12 protein-coding genes are annotated in these 14,887 nt (G+C 71.7%); 6 read left to right on the forward strand and 6 right to left on the reverse strand.

Translation table 11 applies throughout. From position 1 onward, the window contains the following. Positions 1 to 243: 243 nt before the first annotated feature. Positions 244 to 2,640, forward strand: a complete 2,397-nt coding sequence (locus ABD817_RS08690) for a helicase-associated domain-containing protein (protein WP_344916832.1) — start codon at positions 244 to 246, stop codon at positions 2,638 to 2,640. A 91-nt stretch (positions 2,641 to 2,731) separates the two neighbouring features. Here ABD817_RS08690 and ABD817_RS08695 read toward each other — a convergent pair whose 3' ends face one another. Further along, positions 2,732 to 3,751 (reverse strand): ABC transporter substrate-binding protein, encoded by a 1,020-nt coding sequence (locus tag ABD817_RS08695; protein WP_344916834.1) that lies wholly within the window; start codon positions 3,749 to 3,751, stop codon positions 2,732 to 2,734. A gap of 86 nt (positions 3,752 to 3,837) precedes the next feature. On the opposite strand from ABD817_RS08695, the gene ABD817_RS08700 reads away from it, so the two are divergent. The 3 genes from ABD817_RS08700 to ABD817_RS08710 all read left to right on the forward strand — a co-directional run bounded on the left by ABD817_RS08700 (position 3,838) and on the right by ABD817_RS08710 (position 6,947). Further along, positions 3,838 to 4,923 (forward strand): FecCD family ABC transporter permease, encoded by a 1,086-nt coding sequence (locus ABD817_RS08700; protein ID WP_344916836.1) that lies wholly within the window; start codon positions 3,838 to 3,840, stop codon positions 4,921 to 4,923. Positions 4,924 to 5,067: 144 nt separating this feature from the next. Then, complete coding sequence (locus tag ABD817_RS08705; RefSeq protein WP_344916838.1) at positions 5,068 to 6,156, forward strand: FecCD family ABC transporter permease; 1,089 nt, start codon at positions 5,068 to 5,070, stop codon at positions 6,154 to 6,156. Beyond that, positions 6,153 to 6,947: an ABC transporter ATP-binding protein gene (locus tag ABD817_RS08710; RefSeq protein ID WP_344916840.1), complete on the forward strand. Its 795-nt coding sequence runs from the start codon at positions 6,153 to 6,155 to the stop codon at positions 6,945 to 6,947. The genes ABD817_RS08705 and ABD817_RS08710 overlap by 4 nt, the downstream gene beginning before the upstream one ends. A 74-nt stretch (positions 6,948 to 7,021) precedes the next feature. Here the strand turns inward: ABD817_RS08710 and ABD817_RS08715 are convergent, their stop codons facing one another. Further along, a complete protein-coding gene (locus ABD817_RS08715) occupies positions 7,022 to 8,728 on the reverse strand; it encodes a DUF885 domain-containing protein (protein WP_344916842.1) in 1,707 nt (568 codons plus the stop codon). A gap of 194 nt (positions 8,729 to 8,922) precedes the next feature. On the opposite strand from ABD817_RS08715, the gene ABD817_RS08720 reads away from it, so the two are divergent. Then, positions 8,923 to 9,243 carry a GroES family chaperonin gene (locus ABD817_RS08720; RefSeq protein ID WP_329092552.1) on the forward strand — a complete coding sequence of 107 codons (321 nt, stop codon included), beginning with the start codon at positions 8,923 to 8,925 and terminating at the stop codon, positions 9,241 to 9,243. A gap of 25 nt (positions 9,244 to 9,268) precedes the next feature. On the opposite strand, the gene ABD817_RS08725 is transcribed toward ABD817_RS08720, so the two are convergent. Next, complete coding sequence (locus ABD817_RS08725) at positions 9,269 to 10,246, reverse strand: hypothetical protein (protein WP_344916845.1); 978 nt, start codon at positions 10,244 to 10,246, stop codon at positions 9,269 to 9,271. Between the two features lie 411 nt (positions 10,247 to 10,657). Between ABD817_RS08725 and ABD817_RS08730 the strand changes: the two genes are divergently transcribed. Beyond that, positions 10,658 to 12,457, forward strand: coding sequence for a phosphatidylglycerol lysyltransferase domain-containing protein (locus ABD817_RS08730; protein WP_344916848.1), 1,800 nt, complete (start codon positions 10,658 to 10,660; stop codon positions 12,455 to 12,457). On the opposite strand, the gene ABD817_RS08735 is transcribed toward ABD817_RS08730, so the two are convergent. The 3 genes from ABD817_RS08735 to ABD817_RS08745 form a co-directional block, all read right to left on the reverse strand. Then, a complete protein-coding gene (locus tag ABD817_RS08735; RefSeq protein WP_344916850.1) occupies positions 12,411 to 12,683 on the reverse strand; it encodes a hypothetical protein in 273 nt (90 codons plus the stop codon). The genes ABD817_RS08730 and ABD817_RS08735 overlap by 47 nt on opposite strands. A 164-nt stretch (positions 12,684 to 12,847) precedes the next feature. Then, positions 12,848 to 13,648 carry an ABC transporter permease gene (locus ABD817_RS08740; protein WP_344917255.1) on the reverse strand — a complete coding sequence of 267 codons (801 nt, stop codon included), beginning with the start codon at positions 13,646 to 13,648 and terminating at the stop codon, positions 12,848 to 12,850. 118 nt (positions 13,649 to 13,766) lie between these two features. Then, positions 13,767 to 14,771, reverse strand: coding sequence for an ATP-binding cassette domain-containing protein (locus tag ABD817_RS08745; RefSeq protein WP_425583295.1), 1,005 nt, complete (start codon positions 14,769 to 14,771; stop codon positions 13,767 to 13,769). Positions 14,772 to 14,887: the final 116 nt, after the last annotated feature.

The raw sequence follows: 14,887 nt of genomic DNA on the forward strand, positions 1-14,887 counted from the left end.
CCTTTCCAAGGCCTCTACCGAACCCTCCCGGACGGCGCCACCCCTTCCCCAAGAGGCGCCGACCGGTCCCGGGGCCGCCACTCCTCCCGCATCGCGGCCCCGGGACCGGTCAGAACCGGGCGGAGAGCTTTATAACGCATCGCATTCTGCGCGGTAGATGCCGCCAGAGATGCCCTCTGCATTACCGTGGATGTTTATGGCTCACGGAGAGTCCCCGCGCGAGATTCCTGAGAGAGCTGCGAGATGGACGATCACCTGCTCGGCTGGTTGAAAACCCTCGACGAAGAACGGCTCGCCCGAGTCCTGGCCAACCGGCTGGACGCCATCGCCCCACCGTGGCCGCGCCGCCTGGACACCCTGGCGCAGCGGCTGGGCAACGGGTTCGCGGTGATGGAGGTCATGCGCGGCCTGCCGCTGCCCTCGCTGGAGGTGGCGCAGGCGTCACTGGCCCTCGGCGAGCAGGCCGGGCCGCAGGCCGTCGCCCGGTTCATGGGCGTGCCCGAGGACGAGGTGACGCCCTGGCTCGACCTGCTGTACGACCACGCGCTGGCGTGGCCCGACGGCGAGGGCCGCGTCCGGGTGGCCGAGGGGGTCGCCCGGTGGTGGACGGCGCCCTGCGGGCTCGGCGAGCCGCTCCCCCACTACCTGAACTCCTGGACGGTCAGCGCCGACGCGCTGCACGGGCTGGCCAGGACCCTCGGCCTGCCGCACGGTCCCAAGCGGCGCACGGTCACCAGGGTCACCGAGATCCTCTCCGACCCCGGGCGGGTGACCGCGCTGCTGGAGAAGGCCCCGGAGGGCACGAGGCGGCTGCTGGAGGAGTTCGCCTGGGACGGCCCGGTCCGCGACGTGGACGGCGGCAGGTTCGTGGTGCCCGGCGCTCCCGAGAAGTGGGCGGCTGACCACGGGCTGCTCTTCCGGCCCAGCTGGAACGTGGCCGAGATGCCCCGCGAGGTGGCGCTCGCGCTGCGCGGCCCCGACTACCACCCTCCCTTCACCCCTACGCCGCCCGACCTCGCCACCCTCCCCGTCGACCCCGAGGCCGTCGACCACCTGATGACGCTGGCCGCCCCGCACGTGGTGGAGCGCTGCGCCGCCATGCTGGAGAACACCGCGAAGTTCCCGCTGCCGCTGCTCAAGGCGGGCGGGGTCGGGGTGCGCGAGGTCCGGCGGGTGGCCAAGGACACCGGCTGCGACGAGGACGAGACCCGGCTGCTGCTGGAGGTCTGCGCGGTGGCCCGGCTGCTGGCCTGGGACGAGCCGGCCGGCGGGCTGGTGCCCACCGAGAAGTTCGACCGCTGGCGGCTGGACGACGCCGCCTCCAGGCTGCGGGTGCTGCTGTCGGCGTGGTGGCGGATGGAGCGCTCGTCGCTGCGGAAGGTCGACGGCAAGTACGGCACGGTGCTCGGCGACGACCCGGCCGGAGCCATGGTCGCCCGCGCCCGGCGGGCGCTGCTCGGCGTACTGGCCCGCCTGCCCGCCAGCACGGCGTGCACCGACCGGGCGGGGCTGGTCGGGTCCGCGCACTGGCACGCCCCGCTGCTGGACCAGTCACTGTTGGCCGAGTGCGCCCCCGCCGTACTGGAGGAGGCCCGCATGCTCGGGCTGGTCGCCCTCGACACGATCACCGATCTCGGCCGGGCGATGGCCGGGCTGGACGCCTTCCCCGGTGACGAGATCGACGACTCGGCGCCCATCGTGGAGAACGACCCCGTGCTGGTCGAGTGCTCCACCAGGGCGCTGGCCAGCGTGCGGCGCAGCGCGCTCTTCGGCGCCGACCTCACCGCCGTGGTGACCGGCCCGCCCGCCGGCGAGCTCGCCGAGCTGCTCGACCGGGCCGCCGAACGCGAGTCACGGGGCGCGGCCTCGGTGTGGCGGTTCACCCCGGCCAGCGTGCGCCGGGCCATGGACTCCGGCTACACCGCCGAGGGCCTGCTGGCCGACCTCGCGGAGGTGGGTACGGTGCCGCAGCCCCTCGACTACCTGGTGCACGACGTGGCCAGGCGGCACGGCGAGGTCACGGTGACCACGGTCGCCTGCATCGTGCAGGCGTCCGACCCGGTGCTGCTGTCGGAGATCGCCGGGCACCGGCGGCTGGGCAGGCTGGGCCTGCGGCTGCTCGCCCCGACCGTGCTGGCCAGTTCGATGCCCGCCGACAAGACCCTGGCGGCGCTGAGGGAGAACGGCTACGCGCCGGTGCCGATCGAGGACACCGGTGAGATAACCATCCGCAGGGCCCGCGTCGAGGAGCCGCGGAACGGGCGGCTGATCCTGCTTCCCGGGGGTCGGGTCGCCGAGTTCGAGCAGCCCTCGTACCCGCTGGTGGAGCCACCTCCCGATCCGCGCGAGCACGCCCAGCGCCTGCTCGTCGCCGAGGGCGAGGCCGCGCAGTCCACCGGCAGGACGTGGGCGGTCATCGGCCGCATGGCCTCCCGCCTGCCGACCGCCCAGCAGTCGCTGCTCGGCTTCGTCGTCGACCGCGGCGTCCGGGCGGCGATCACGCTGGCCGACGGCCTGACCGCCACCATCAGCCACGGCGAGCTGCGCAGCGGCATCCTCGACGCGTGGTGCGAGGAGGCGGGCGACTATCTGGAGTTCCCGCTGGCCGACATCGTCGAGGTCCGCGGCACCTACGCCTGAGGCGGGCGAGCCGATCCTCGGCGACGAGCCGTGGTGGCGACGCGCGGCGGGCCGTGGCGGTGATTCGTGGCGGGCCGTGGCGGCGATCCGGCTAGAGCTTTTTGGCCTTGGCGAGGTCGGTGCGAAGCTGCTCCAGCACGTTGGCGTAGCCCTGGTAGCTGTAACGCTCCTCGGCGTGCCACTGGTAGACCTGTCCCGCCTTCACCGCGGGCAGCCCGGCGAAGGTCGGCTTCTTCCTCATCTCCTCGACCCGCATCGACTGGGTGCGGGCGTCCACCAGGATCACGTCCGCCTCGTAGGTGTCGGCGTTCTCCCAGCTCAGGGTCTGCCAGTAGCCGCCGTCGTCGACCTTCTCCGGCACCACGACGTCCAGGCCCAGTTCCTTGAAGTAGCGCACGTCCGGGTGGTCGTCGGGGTTGACCACCCACATCGCCTCCGGGCCGCCCGCCATGACCAGGATCTTCAGGCCCTTGGCCTCGGGGGTGGGGAGCGCCGCGGCGGCGGCGTCGAACCTGGCCTTGGCCGCGGTCACCTCGGGGGCGTCGAGGTTCGCGCCGAGGGCGGCGGCGACCTGCCCGTACCTCTCGATGAGCTTGGGCACCGACATCCCGATCAGGTTCACGCCGAGGGTGGGCGCGACCTGCTCGATGGTGGCGGCGGACTTCTGCGGCACGTACCAGAGGGCGTCCTTGGCGTACATGCCGCTGACCAGCAGGTCCGGCTGGAGCGAGATGTACTTCTCGACGTTGAACTCGTCCCACACGTTGCCGATGGACTCGACCTTGGTGATGTCGACGTCGCCGACCTGGGGGTCCTTCGTACCGTCCTTGAGCCGGTGCGGCCCGAAGACGGCGACGGGGCGGACGCCGAAGTCCCAGAGCGCCGCGGCGGCGCCGACCTGGGCGACGACGCGGGCCGGGCGCTTGGGAGTCTCGATCTTCTTTCCACGGTCGTCGGTGAAGGTCCACGGGCCCGCCGCCGGGGAGGCGGCGGCCGGTGAGGCGTCCGTCGCCGTGGTCGTCTCCGCTCCGCTCCCGCACGCGGCCAGGACGGACGCGAGACCGAGGCCCGCGGCCAGGAACCTTAGCCGGGACAGGACAGGTAGGGACATTTCCCCCTCCAAAGGATAGGCTTGCCTAAATGACTCATCCGTTAGATTAGCCTTACCTAACCATTACCGACGAAGAGGGGTACCGGGTGAGCGGGGCCGGTGTGGCCACGGCCGCGTCCGAGACGGCCGGGAAACCGGACGGGACGCGTCCTGGACGGGCAGGAGGGCCGGGACGGCGCTCGGCGGCGCTGGCGGCCGGGCTGCTGGCCGGCGTCGCGGCCCTGGTGCTGCTGGCGATGGTCAGCGTAGCGGTGGGCTCGCGCTCGGTCCCGCTGTCCACGGCGCTGGACGCGCTGCTCGCGCCGGACGGGTCGGTGGACCACACGGTCATCAGGGACCTGCGCGTACCGAGGACCCTGATCGGCGTCGGCGTGGGCGCGGCCCTCGGCCTGGCGGGCGCGCTGATGCAGAGCCTCACCCGCAACCCGCTCGCCGACCCCGGGCTGCTGGGTGTCAACCAGGGCGCCGCGTTCGGGGTGACGGTCGCCATCGGACTGCTCGGGGTGAGCGACCCCTCCCTCTACGTCTGGTTCGCGTTCGGTGGCGCGGCCTCGGCCGCCGCGCTGGTCTACGCGCTCGGCTCCGCCGGACGGTCGGGCGGCGGGCCGGTACGGCTCACCCTCGCCGGGGTCGCGCTGGGCATGGTCTTCAACGCCGCCGCCTCGGCGATCCTGCGGACCGACAGCGCGACCTTCGACCGGATGCGGTTCTGGCTCACCGGCTCGCTGGCCGGGGTGAGCGGCGACGTCGCGGTGCGGCTCGCCCCGTTCCTCGCGGCCGGGCTCGCGCTCGGACTGCTGCTCGCCAAGCCGCTCAACGCCCTCGCGCTCGGCGACGAGGCGGGCCGCGCGCTCGGCGTGAGCGTGGCCCGCACGCGCGGGCTGACCGCGATCGCCGTCACCCTGCTGTGCGGGGCCGCCACCGCCGCCGCCGGGCCCCTGTGGTTCGTGGGCCTCGCCGTGCCGCACGCGGTACGCGCCTTCACCGGGCCCGACCAGCGCTGGGTCCTGCCCTACACCGTCGTGCTCGCCCCCGTGGTGCTGCTCGGCTCGGACATCCTCGGCCGGGTGGTCGCCGCCCCCGCCGAGGTGCAGGTGGGCATCATGTGCGCGGTCGTCGGCGCCCCGGTGTTCATCCTGCTCGCCCGCCGCCGGAGGCTCGCCGCCCTATGAAAACCACCTCACCTCCGACAGCCGCCTCAGAGACTCACCGCACGGACCCCCTGCCGACAGCCGCCTCAGAGACCCACCGCACGGACCCTCAATGAACACCTCACCTCCGACGATCGCCTCGGAGACCCACCGCACGGATCCGCTATGAACGCCTCACCACCGGCAGCCGCCCCGGAGAGTCACCGCACGACCCCTTCGTCGACGCCCGCCGCGAAGGCCCTTCCCGGCGCGCTGCGCCTGCGTTCCTGGTCGCTGCGGCTCTCTCCGCGCGGCCTCGCCGCCGGGGCCGCCGTCGCCGTCCTGGGACTGGCCGTCAGCCTGGTCGCGCTGTCCGTCGGCGAGTTCACCGTTCCCATCCCCGACATCGTGGCCGCGCTGTTCGGCGAGGGGCCCCCGGCCGCCGAGCTCATCGTGGGCCGCCTGCGGGCGCCGCGGGTCGTGACCGGCCTGCTGGTCGGCGCCGCGTTCGGGCTGAGCGGGGCCATCCTGCAGAGCCTCACCCGCAACCCGCTCGGCAGTCCCGACTTCATCGGCTTCACCGCCGGGGCCTCCACCGGGGGCATCGCCGCCGTCGTACTGGGCGGCACCGCCTGGCAGATCGCGGGAGCCTCGCTCGCCGGATGCGTCGCCTGCGCGCTGGTGGTGTACGCCCTGGCCTTCCGGCGCGGAGTGCAGGGCTACCGGCTGATCCTGGTCGGCATCGGGGTCGGCGCGCTGCTGGTCTCCGCCGACTGGTACATGCTGACCCGCGCCAACATCAACGACGCCGCCACCGCCGGGGCGTGGATCACCGGCAGCCTCAGCGGGCGCGGCTGGGAGCACGCGGTCCCGGTCGCGTACGCGCTGGCCGTGCTCCTGCCCGTCTGCGCCTGGCTGTCGCGCCCGCTGCGGATGATGGAGATGGGCGACGACGCGGCCAGGGCAGCGGGCATCCGCGTCGAGCCGGTGCGCGCGACGGCCGTCGCCGTCGGCGTGCTGCTGTGCGGGGTCGCCACCGCCGCCGCCGGACCCGTGATCTTCGTGGCGATGGCCGCGCCCCAGCTGGCCCGCCGGATCACCCGCTCTCCCGGCGTCACCCTGCTCACCTCGGCGCTGACCGGCGCCACCCTGCTGGTCGGCGCCGATCTGGCCGCACAGCGCGTCTTCGCACCGGTGCAACTGCCGGTGGGAATCATGACCGCCGCGATCGGCGGTGTATACCTGGTGTTTCTACTCCGGAGGGAACGACGTTGAGACTGTACGGCACCGGACTGACGCTCTCCTACGACAAGCGCGTGGTGGCCAGCGACCTGGACGTCACGATCCCCGACGGATCGTTCACCGTGATCATCGGCCCCAACGCGTGCGGCAAGTCCACCATGCTGCGCGCCCTGGCCCGCATGCTCAAACCCCGCGCCGGGACGGTCCACCTGGACGGGGCCGCGATCACCTCGCTGCCGTCGAAGGAGGTGGCGCGCAGGCTGGGCCTGCTGCCGCAGAGCTCGATCGTGCCCGACGGCATCACGGTCGCCGACCTGGTGGGCCGGGGCCGCTACCCGCACCAGCGGCTGATGCGGCAGTGGTCCCGCGAGGACGAGGTCGCGGTGGCGGCGGCGATGGAGTCGACCGACGTGACCGAGCTGGCGGACCGCTGCGTCGACGAGCTCTCCGGCGGCCAGCGCCAGCGGGTCTGGCTGGCCATGGCACTGGCCCAGGAGACGCCGATCCTGCTGCTCGACGAGCCGACGACCTTCCTGGACATCGCCCACCAGATCGAGGTGCTCGACCTCTGCGCCGACCTGCACGAGCGGGGCAGGACCCTGGTCGCCGTACTGCACGACCTGAACCAGGCCTGCCGCTACGCCACCCACCTGATCGTGATGCGCGACGGCCGGATCGTCGCCGAGGGCGACCCCTCCTCGATCGTCACGGCCGCGCTGGTGGAGGAGGTCTTCGAGCTGCGCTGCGAGATCATCGAGGACCCGCAGAGCGGCACCCCGCTGATCGTCCCCGAGACCCGCCGCCGCGCCCCCATCCGTACCTAGGCCCCAAGCGTGAGCGTGGGTCGGCTCCCGTGCCGCGCGTAGCTCCCGCCCGTACGCGGGCGTGACCGCGGGGGTCAGCCCTCCAGCGCGACCCGGCGGGCCAGTCCCAGGGGGAGCCCGCCGGAACCGGCCAGCGTGTCGTGGAAGGAGCGCAGGTCGCCTCGGCCGGCGGCCAGGTAGTCGTCGCGGATGCGGTCGATCTCCAGGGCGCCGGTCAGGTAGGAGGGCGCCTGGGTGGGCCACGCGCAGTAGCGGTCGACCTCGCCCTTCGCCGTGCCGGGGGTGAGCGACGACTTCGTGGTCATGTACTCCTCGGCCTGCTCGATCGTCATGTCGCCGCAGTGCAGCGAGGTGTCGACGACGATGCGGGCCGCCCGGAAGAGCCTGAAGTCAAGGTGGGCGAGCTCCTGGGCCGGGGTGGTGAAGTAGCCCTGCTCGTGCATGAGCTTCTCGACATACAGGCCCCAGCCCTCGGCGAAGTACGGGGTGCGGAACAGCCTGCGGGCCCGCCGGGGGTTGTCCGCCATCCACGACAGGTGCCAGTGGTGGCCGGGATAGGTCTCGTGGACGGCGATGGAGGGCATCTGCGCCCTGGCGTTGGTACGCAGCCGCTGGCGGATCTGGTCCTCGGTGAAGGACGACGGGGTGAACGGGACGAAGAAGTGCCCGATCCTGGAGGTCGACAGGGGCGGGGGCGACATGTAGGAGGCGACGGCGACGATGGGCCGCTGGAACTCCGGCGACGGGACGACCCTGCACTCCTCCCCCTCCGCGAAGGTCACCAGGCCGCGCTCGCGGACGAACCTCCTGGCCCGTTCCGTCTCGGCCTCGTACTCGGCCCGCATGTCCTCCAACGTCGGCGCGTGGTCGTCCTGGAGTTCGGTGATGGCCGCGTGCCAGTCGCCGGAACCGCCGTCCAGCCTGGCGGCGACCTCGCGCATCCGCGCGTCCAGCTCGTCGTAGGCGGCCTGGCCCTGCCGCAGCAGCTCGTCGGCGCCGTAGCCGAGCATCTCCCGCTCGCGCAGCAGGGTGGAGTAGAGCTCCTCCCCCATCCGCCAGGTGCCGGTCGCCCGGAAGCCTTCGAGGAACTCCACCAGCTCGTCGAAGGCCGCCGCCGCGGGCTCGGCCGCCACGGCCAGCCGGGCGCGCAGGGCCTCGTCGGCGACCTGGCCGGGAACCGTCTCGGTGAGGAAGCGCCGGGCGGTCCGCGACTGGCCGAGCCCTCGCTGAACCAGCAGCGGGGCCGCCAGGGCGGGGTCGAGGTTGGCCCGGCAGGCGGCGATGACGTCCGGCACCTCGGCCAGCCGGGCGACGGCCGCGTCCACCAGCTCGGCCTCGGTGGCCAGCCGCTGCAGGAACGGCCCGAACATCGAGGCGAAGATCGGCCCCACGTAGGCGGACGGGTCGCGCCGCCAGACGGGCCACGTCTCGTACGCGATCCCGCCGCGCAGCGTGGACATGACCAGCTCCCGGTCGATCTCGTCCTCGAAGCTCCCGGAACCGGCGGGGCTCTGGGGACCGGCGGGGCTCTCGGCGTCCCCGAGGCTTCCCCCGCTCCCGGAACCCCCGAAACCCTCGGAACCCCGGGGACCTCCAGTGGCCTGGACCTCCTGGAGCCGCTCCAGCCAGCGGCGTGCCTCCCGCTCCCTGGCGAGGATGCCGGAATCGGTGAAGTCACCGAGGGTCCTGTCGTACCCCTGCGCGCCCGCGAGGGCGGCGTAGACGGGATTCGCCGCCAGATACCAGTCGAGGAAGCCGCTCACGAGCTCAGGAGACGTCATAACGCCGGATCCTACTTGGCGGATGATCTCGTCACCGGTGTCGTCGCCCGCCCGTCCCCTGTCGGACAGGCCTTCGGACCTACACACTCCTTAACATCAATGAACATCCCTGGCGGACCCGGTGAACACCCCCGAGTGGACCCCGAGTCCGCGGACAAGCGGGCACGGCTCCGCGATTCCCATAAACTCGTGTCGTGGGTGACCCGAAGTTCGAGATCCAGATGCTCCATGACCGCGTGATGGTCAAGATCGAGCAGGAGTCCGAGGAACGGCGCAGCACGGCGGGCATCGTCATCCCGGCGACGGTGAAGATGGCCAACCGCCTCGTCTGGGGGGAGGTCTGCGGCGCCGGTCAGAACGCCCGCGCGGTCAAGGTCGGCGACAAGGTCCTGTTCAACCCCGAGGAGCAGTACGAGGTCGAGGTCCACGGGCAGCTCTACCTGGTCATGCGCGAGCGCGACCTGCACGCCATCGCCACCCCGCAGACCGACAACGGCACCGGCCTGTACCTCTGACGGCCACGCCCGCGCCGGAGCCCGGTCACCTCCGGGTGTAGCCGAGGTAGAGCCTGTTGGACCAGTCGTCGGCGGAGAAGGCGGCCAGGACCCGCGTGGTCTTGCCCTTCAGGGTGGACAGGACCACCTGATAGTGGCCGGAGGCGGGGATGACGGCGATGAAGTGCTTCTCGTCCCACCAGCCCCACAGGGCCTTCGGCTTGATGCCGGGCACCTTGGCCGCGAGCTTGCCCGAGGTGCGGTCCCAGACGCAGACGTGCTCGGTGTAGCTGGACGGGCACCAGGTCATCAGGCCCCGTCCCGAGGGGGTGAAGGCGTCCTCTCCACCGGCGGGCCTGCCGGTCTTGGCCAGGGTGCGGCGGATCGCGCCGTCCTGCCCGTAGAAGCGGGCGCCCCCCGCGTACTCGGCCACGACGTCGACGCCGTCGGAGCTCCAGCGGAACCTCGCGGCCTTGTCGACATTGGCCACGGTCACCGTCTTGGCGGCCTTCGCCACCACGTCGACGATCACGAACCCGGAGGTCACCCAGGCGGACCCGCTCTTCCTCTCGACGGTCAGCACCGCCTTGCCGCCGTTGCGGTTCCAGTGGGCGTAGTGCGCGACGAGCGGCTTCCTCACCGTACGGATCCCGGTGCCCTTGGAGGTGGCCAGGTCGAGCAGGACGACCGAGTCGTAGCCGCTCTGGTAGGAGGTGGGCACCGCGAGGGCCTTGGCCCCCTTCGGCGCGACCGTGATCTCCTGGTAGGCGGCCTGCCGGGTGAATCCGGCGCCCCTGCGCAGGTAGGTCATCTTGCCGAAGGAGTAGGAGGTCACCCTGAGCGCGTCCTTGGCATCCTCCCTGACGGTGACCCGGGTGCCGGGCAGCACGATGTCGACGGGCGCGGCGGCGGGTTCGGCGGCTGCCGGCTCGGCGGCGTACGCGGTCGCCGGAACCGGCACGATCACCGAGACCAGGACGACGAGGCAACCGAGCAACCGGTAAATCCCAGGAGTCACGGACACGGCGGAATCCTAAGCCGGAAAGCCCTCAAGATCTTGATCTAGAACGAATCGGTTAGAAGAGGTGTGAAAGACACCGAGCGGGGCGAGGGGACATCGGAAGGCGGGCGTGCCGGAAAACGGGGAAACAGCGAAACAGGAAAAACGGGAAACAGCGAACAGAGAAGCGAGGACGCTGGACCTCGTGGGGGCGGGTGGAGCCGTCGAGGGCGACGCGGCGGGCAGACCGAAAAAGAACGGTGATTTTACGGCGGCGGGTTCCATACCGTCCTTCACCGTTTTCGCGGAGGGTCCGTGCCGCCCAACGCAAAGTCATCCGATCCGGGCGGGGTGGATTCGGGCTCGGTGAGCCCTGTCATGGAGTTGAGGGCCGTATCACCGATTAATGTCCCTCCCATGAGGGATCGGTCATGTGTGCCCCGTTCCTGGGTGCCCACCGCGGCCGGTTACGCGGCGATGGCGATCGGCGTCCTGGACATCCTCAGAGCCGTGCTGCCCGCGTTCAGGAGGAGCCGGGTCGGCGAGCTCGCCGGGTTCCTGCCCGGAACGTTCACCTCGCTCGCCCAGGCGGCCTCGCTCGTCCTGGGCGTCCTGATCGTCATGCTCGCCCACGGCCTCCGGCGCAGGAAGAAGCGGGCCTGGCGGGCGGTGATGGTGCTCCTGCCGCTGAGCGTCCTCACGGAGTTCCTGCACTCGCACCACCCCTTCACCGCCATCCTCACCACGCCGGTCGTCGCCCTGCTCGTGGCCAGGCAGCGCGAGTTCTACGCCCTCTCCGATCCCCGGACCCGCTGGCGGGCGCTGTGGAACCTCCTCGTCCTGGGCGTCCTGGACATCGGCATCGGCTGGCTCGTGGTCAACGCCCATTCCAGGGCGACCATCGGTGACCCCAGCGCCGGAGAGCGGCTCCAGCACGTGCTACTCGGCCTCGTCGGGATGGAGGGCCCGGTCAGATACTCCTCGGAGCGGACCGCCGACCTGGTCTTCTACTCCCTCCTCGGCCTCGGCGCGCTCACCGCGGTGACGACCCTCTACCTCGCCCTGCGGCCGGAGAGGCCCGCGGCCGAACTGGACCCCCGGCAGGAGGAGACGGTCCGCGAGCTGCTCGCCCGGCACGGTGCCCGCGACTCGCTGGGCTACTTCGCGCTGCGCCGCGACAAGAGCGTCGTGTTCTCCCCGACGGGCAAGGCGGTGATCGCCTACCGCGTGGTCTCGGGGGTGATGCTCGCCAGCGGCGACCCCATCGGGGACGTCGAGGCGTGGCCGGGCGCGATCAGGCGTTTCATGGAGGAGGCGGAGCGGCACGCCTGGGTGCCCGCCGTGATCGGCTGCAGTGAGACGGGCGGTGAGGTCTGGACGAGGGAGGGACGCCTGTCCGCCCTGGAGATCGGCGACGAGGCCGTCGTCGACGTCGCCGCCTTCACCCTCGAGGGCAGGATGATGCGCAACGTCCGGCAGATGGTGAACCGGGTGGAGCGCGCGGGCTACACCTGTCTCGTACGGCGGGTCGGGGACCTCACCGAGGCGGAGAAGGACCGGATCCGCTACGCCGCCGACTCCTGGCGCGGCACGGACACCGAACGGGGCTTCTCCATGGCGCTCGGCCGTTTCGGCGACCCCGCCGACGCCGAGTGCGTCGTCGTCACGGCGCACCGGCCCGCCGGGGCCACCGGAAGCACCGCGGAGGCCGAGGAGGGCGGGGGCGGGGGCGCGACGGAGGGCGAGGCCGGGCCGGGCGAGGACATCCACGCCGTCCTGCACTTCGTCCCCTGGGGGAGGAACGGCATCTCCCTCGACCTGATGCGCCGCGACCCCGCCGCCGACCCGGGCCTCAACGACCTGCTGATCGTCAAGGCCCTGCAGGCGGCCCCGGCCCTCGGCGTGAACATGGTCTCGCTCAATTTCGCCATGTTCCGCGCCGCGCTCGCCAGGGGCGAGCGGCTGGGCGCGGGCCCGATCCTCCGTGCCTGGTACGGCCTCCTGGTCTTCCTGTCCAGGTGGTTCCAGATCGAGTCGCTGTACCGGTTCAACGCGAAGTTCCACCCGCTGTGGAAACCCCGCTTCCTGGTCTATCCCGCGGCGCGGGACCTCCCGAGGATCGGCGTGTCGGCGCTCCAGGCGGAGGCCTTCATCTCCCTCTGCCTTCCCGGGATCGCCTCCCGCCGCCTCAGGAACCTCCGCCCGGCATCCCCCCGCACCTCGCGCACTCCATGACCAGGGGGACGCGGTGGCGCCGGTGTTCGTAGAAACGGTGACCGAGCGCCGTCACGACGAGCACCCCGCCGAGCAGCAGGAGCATGAGCGGCCCATACTTCCCGTGTCCTATCAGGCCCATGACGAGATGGGCTATACCAGCGGCGACGATGATCGCGCCGACGTTGAGCAGTTCACTGTTGAGCGTCCACCCCGAGGCGGATCGTTCCCGTTCCGTCCCACTCATGTGTCCAGGCTCACTACCGTCGGTTACAGGTCCCGACGGATCCCGTCACCACGATGTAAAACACGGGGCGTCTTCCCGGGGCCGCGAACATTGTGAACCATGTGATCCATCGGTGATCCACCGGAAAACAAACCTCCGCGGCGACCGGTGACCGGCGAGGCCCGTCAGCCGCCGAGCCGGCGGAACGTACGCGCCGACAGGGGCAGGAAGACGGCGATCAGCAGCAGCGGCCAGAGCACCGCCATGAGCGTGGCGTTCTGCGCGACCCAGGACTCACCTCCCCAGCCGGGGTTGTCGAAGAGCCGCCTGACGGCCGTGGCGGTGGCCGAGAGCGGGTTCCACTCCGCGATCGCCCCGAGCCAGCCGGGCATGGTGGCGGGGTCGACGAACACGCTGGACAGGAAGCCGACGGGCCAGACCAGGATCTGCACGGACGTCACCACCTCCGGCCCTCCCGCGACGAGGCCGATGTAGATCCCCACCCAGATCAGGGCGAAGCGCAGCAGCAGGAGCAGGCCCACGGCGGTCAGCGCCGCGGCCGCTCCTCCCCCGGCGTGCCATCCGAGCAGCAGCCCGGTCACGATCATGACGGCCAGCCCGACGACCGAGTTGAGCATGTCGGCGATCCCCCGGCCGACGACCACCGCGGAGGCGCTCATCGGCATGGAGCGGAACCGGTCGGTCACCCCCTTGGCCGCGTCGGTGGTGACCGCCATCATCGTGCTCTCCAGGCCGAAGAGCATCGTCATGGCGAACATGCCGGGGATCAGGAAGTCGAAGTAGTCCCCGCCGCCGGGGACGCCGATGGCGCCGCCGAACAGCCCGCCGAACATCAGCACCATCAGGATCGGGAAGAACCACCCGAGGACGACCGGGCCCGGCTGCCGGACCCAGTGACTCAGGTCGCGCAGGGTGATGGTCCAGGAGTCGGCCAGCGCCCAGCCGAACCGGGATATCAGCGACATAGGGGACGTCGGGGAGCTGGCGGGCGGTGCCGCGGTCGTCGTACTCACGGGGATACCTCCGTACCGGAAAGCGGGATCGTCGTGCTCGCGCGGGCGCCCGCGCCGGGGTGTGCGATGCTCAAGCGGACGCCTCCGTACGGGTGAGCCGCGCCCCTTCCGCGCCGCCCGTCAGGTGCAGGAACACCTCGTCGAGCGTGGGGCGGCGCAGCGTGACATCGAGCGGCTCGATCCCGGCGTCGCCGAGCGCGGTCGCCATCGTGACGAGCGCCCGGGTGCGTTCGGCGACCGGGACGCTGACCCGGCGTGCCTCGGCGTCCACGTGGACCTCGCCGGACGCGACCCGCGCCGCGAGCGCCTCCGTCGCGGTCACGTCCGCCGGGTCGGCGAGGACGAGGTCGAGCCAGTCGCCGCCGATGGCGGACTTCAGCTCCTCGGGGGTACCCTCGGTGACGACCCGGCCCGCCCCGAGCATCGTGATCCGGTCGGCCAGCCGGTCCGCCTCCTCCAGGTACTGGGTGGTGAGCAGCACGGTCGTACCGGAGCCGACCAGGTCGCGGATGGCCGCCCACACCTCCTGACGGGCCGCCGGGTCGAGGCCGGTCGTGGGTTCGTCCACGAAGAGCACCGGGGGCGCCACGATGAGACTCGCCGCCAGGTCGAGCCGCCTGCGCATGCCTCCGGAGTACTTGCCGACCGGCCTGCCCTCGGTGCCGGACAGCGAGAAGCGCTCCAGCAACTCGTCGGCCCGCCTGCGCGCCCTGGCGGCGGAGAAGTGGTTCAGCCTGCCGAACATCACCAGGTTCTGCCGCCCGCTGAGGATCTCGTCGACCGCGGCGTACTGGCCGACCAGCCCGATCCGCTCGCGTACCCGCCCGGCCTGCGTCCCGACGTCGAACCCCGCGACACTCGCCCGGCCCGCGTCGGGGCGCAGGAGCGTGGACAGGATTCGAATCGCCGTCGTCTTGCCCGCTCCATTGGGCCCGAGCAGGCCGCAGACCGTTCCGGCCGCCACCCTCAGGTCGAACCCGTTGAGCCCCGTCCCCTCCGCGGCACCCGCGTAGTTCTTGCGCAGGCCGTACGCGGCGATCGCCACCGCGTCCCCTCCTGCCGTCTCCACGTCCACCGGTTTCACCCTTCGCACCCGTCTTCCCATCTGTCGTACATCGACATTCCCATGAAGCGTAGACCGTACCGTACATCGTACGACTCAGCTACGGTGGTCCCAACGCCGAGAATCTG

The sequence above is a fragment of the Streptosporangium oxazolinicum genome (assembly GCF_039537505.1).
In the GTDB taxonomy this organism is placed as follows: domain Bacteria; phylum Actinomycetota; class Actinomycetes; order Streptosporangiales; family Streptosporangiaceae; genus Streptosporangium; species Streptosporangium oxazolinicum.